This is a genomic window from Streptomyces albidus (ex Kaewkla and Franco 2022) (genome assembly GCF_013870515.1).
GTDB classification, from domain to species: domain Bacteria; phylum Actinomycetota; class Actinomycetes; order Streptomycetales; family Streptomycetaceae; genus Streptomyces; species Streptomyces albidus.
Genome location: NZ_JACBXA010000398.1, coordinates 1 through 3,457 on the forward strand (window position 1 = coordinate 1; position 3,457 = coordinate 3,457).

At 56.7% G+C, this 3,457-nt stretch carries 2 rRNA genes; both read left to right on the forward strand.

Annotation, left to right across the window (positions count from 1 at the left end):
* Nucleotides 1–62 precede the first annotated feature (62 nt).
* Nucleotides 63–3,188: ribosomal RNA gene (locus H5J26_RS29520) — 23S ribosomal RNA — on the forward strand.
* A gap of 162 nt (nucleotides 3,189–3,350) precedes the next feature.
* Nucleotides 3,351–3,457, forward strand: a 5S ribosomal RNA gene (gene rrf / locus H5J26_RS29525); the annotation flags it as partial.

Here is a 3,457-nt window from a genome sequence, read left to right on the forward strand (position 1 = left end):
GTGTGGGGGTGGCGGGTGGCTGGTTGTTGTTTGAGAACTGCACAGTGGACGCGAGCATCTGTGGCCAAGTTTTTAAGGGCGCACGGTGGATGCCTTGGCACCAGGAACCGATGAAGGACGTGGGAGGCCGCGATAGGCCCCGGGGAGCTGTCAACCGAGCTGTGATCCGGGGGTGTCCGAATGGGGAAACCCGGCAGTCGTCATGGGCTGTCACCCGCACCTGAATGTATAGGGTGTGTGGAGGGAACGCGGGGAAGTGAAACATCTCAGTACCCGCAGGAAGAGAAAACAACCGTGATTCCGGGAGTAGTGGCGAGCGAAACTGGATGAGGCTAAACCGTATGTGTGTGATACCCGGCAGGGGTTGCATGTACGGGGTTGTGGGATGAGGCTTCAGTCGTCTGCCGGCGGCTGGGTGAGTTAGAAACCATTGTGATAGGCGAAGGGCATGCGAAAGGCCCGGCGTAGAGGGTAAGACCCCCGTAGCTGAAATTGTGATGGCTCACTTGTCTTTTTCCCGAGTAGCATGGGGCCCGAGAAATCCTGTGTGAATCTGGCGGGACCACCCGTCAAGCCTAAATATTCCCTGGTGACCGATAGCGGATAGTACCGTGAGGGAATGGTGAAAAGTACCGCGGGAGCGGAGTGAAATAGTACCTGAAACCGTGTGCCTACAAGCCGTGGGAGCGTCGCCGTGAGTACTTGTACTCACGGTCGTGACTGCGTGCCTTTTGAAGAATGAGCCTGCGAGTTTGCGGCATGTTGCGAGGTTAACCCGTGTGGGGGAGCCGTAGCGAAAGCGAGTCCGAATAGGGCGTTGAGTAGCGTGTTCAAGACCCGAAGCGGAGTGATCTAGCCATGGGCAGGGTGAAGCGGAGGTAAGACTTCGTGGAGGCCCGAACCCACCAGGGTTGAAAACCTGGGGGATGACCTGTGGTTAGGGGTGAAAGGCCAATCAAACTCCGTGATAGCTGGTTCTCCCCGAAATGCATTTAGGTGCAGCGTCGTGTGTTTCTTGCCGGAGGTAGAGCACTGGATAGGCGATGGGCCCTACCGGGTTACTGACCTTAGCCAAACTCCGAATGCCGGTAAGTGAGAGCACGGCAGTGAGACTGTGGGGGATAAGCTCCATGGTCGAGAGGGAAACAGCCCAGAGCATCGACTAAGGCCCCTAAGCGTGTGCTAAGTGGGAAAGGATGTGGAGTCGCAGAGACAACCAGGAGGTTGGCTTAGAAGCAGCCACCCTTGAAAGAGTGCGTAATAGCTCACTGGTCAAGTGATTCCGCGCCGACAATGTAGCGGGGCTCAAGCACACCGCCGACGTCGTGTCACTCCAACATATAAGGGCTAACGCCTGTTGGGGTGGGTAGGGGAGCGTCGTGTGCCGGGTGAAGCAGCCGTGTAAGCGAGTTGTGGACGGTATACGAGTGAGAATGCAGGCATGAGTAGCGATACATACGTGAGAAACGTGTGCGCCGATTGACTAAGGGTTCCTGGGTCAAGCTGATCTGCCCAGGGTAAGTCGGGGCCTAAGGCGAGGCCGACAGGCGTAGTCGATGGATAACCGGTTGATATTCCGGTACCCGTGGCAGTGCGCCAACGCTGAATCAGGTGATGCTAAGTCCGTGAAGCCCCCAGTCTGATTCTTCGGATGATGGCTGGTGTGGTGGAGCCGATGAACCGAGCTTGTAGTAGGTGAGTGATGGGGTGACGCAGGAAGGTAGTCCAGCCCGGGCGGTGGTTGTCCCGGGGTAAGGGTGTAGGGCGTCATGCAGGTAAATCCGCATGACTTGTGCCTGAGACCTGATGCCGAGCCGATTGTGGTGAAGTGGATGATCCTATGCTGTCGAGAAAAGCCTCTAGCGAGTGCTGTTGCGGCCCGTACCCTAAACCGACTCAGGTGGTCTGGTAGAGAATACCGAGGCGTTCGGGTGAACTATGGTTAAGGAACTCGGCAAAATGCCCCCGTAACTTCGGGAGAAGGGGGGCCACTGCTGGTGATGGCACTTGCTGCCGGAGCTGGTGGTGGCCGCAGAGACCAGCGAGAAGCGACTGTTTACTAAAAACACAGGTCCGTGCGAAGCCGTAAGGCGATGTATACGGACTGACGCCTGCCCGGTGCTGGAACGTTAAGGGGACCGGTTAGTCACATTTCGGTGTGGTGAAGCTGAGAACTTAAGCGCCAGTAAACGGCGGTGGTAACTATAACCATCCTAAGGTAGCGAAATTCCTTGTCGGGTAAGTTCCGACCTGCACGAATGGCGTAACGACTTCTTGACTGTCTCAACCATAGGCCCGGTGAAATTGCACTACGAGTAAAGATGCTCGTTTCGCGCAGCAGGACGGAAAGACCCCGGGACCTTTACTATAGCTTGATATTGGTGTTCGGTTCGGTTTGTGTAGGATAGGTGGGAGACTTTGAAGCATTCGCGCCAGCGGGTGTGGAGTCGTTGTTGAAATACCACTCTGATCGTGCTGGATGTCTAACCTGGGTCCGTGATCCGGATCAGGGACAGTGTCTGGTGGGTAGTTTAACTGGGGCGGTTGCCTCCTAAAATGTAACGGAGGCGCCCAAAGGTTCCCTCAGCCTGGTTGGTCATCAGGTGGTGAGTGTAAGTGCACAAGGGAGCTTGACTGTGAGACTGACGGGTCGAGCAGGGACGAAAGTCGGGACTAGTGATCCGGCGGTGGCTTGTGGAAGCGCCGTCGCTCAACGGATAAAAGGTACCCCGGGGATAACAGGCTGATCTTCCCCAAGAGTCCATATCGACGGGATGGTTTGGCACCTCGATGTCGGCTCGTCGCATCCTGGGGCTGGAGTCGGTCCCAAGGGTTGGGCTGTTCGCCCATTAAAGCGGTACGCGAGCTGGGTTTAGAACGTCGTGAGACAGTTCGGTCCCTATCCGCTGCGCGCGTAGGAGTCTTGAGAAGGGCTGTCCCTAGTACGAGAGGACCGGGACGGACGAACCTCTGGTGTGCCAGTTGTTCTGCCAAGAGCATGGCTGGTTGGCTACGTTCGGGAGGGATAACCGCTGAAAGCATCTAAGCGGGAAGCCTGCTTCGAGATGAGGACTCCCACCCCCGTGTGGGGTTAAGGCTCCCGGGAGACGACCGGGTTGATAGGCCAGATATGGAAGACCCGTGAGGGTTGGAGTTGACTGGTACTAATAAGCCGAGGGCTTGACCACAGATTTGCTCGCGTCCACTGTGCGGTATCTGAAACAACAACCCCTTGTTTCAACACCGGTGCCGGTGAAATTGAATAGGGTGCGTTGACACAAAAATGTGCCACCCCGAACACAACACACAACCTGTGGAATACCCGGGATGTGTGTGTGGGGTGGATGTGTTTCGGTGGTCATAGCGTCAGGGAAACGCCCGGTCACATTCCGAACCCGGAAGCTAAGCCTGACAGCGCCGATGGTACTGCATGCGGGAGCGTGTGGGAGAGTAGGAC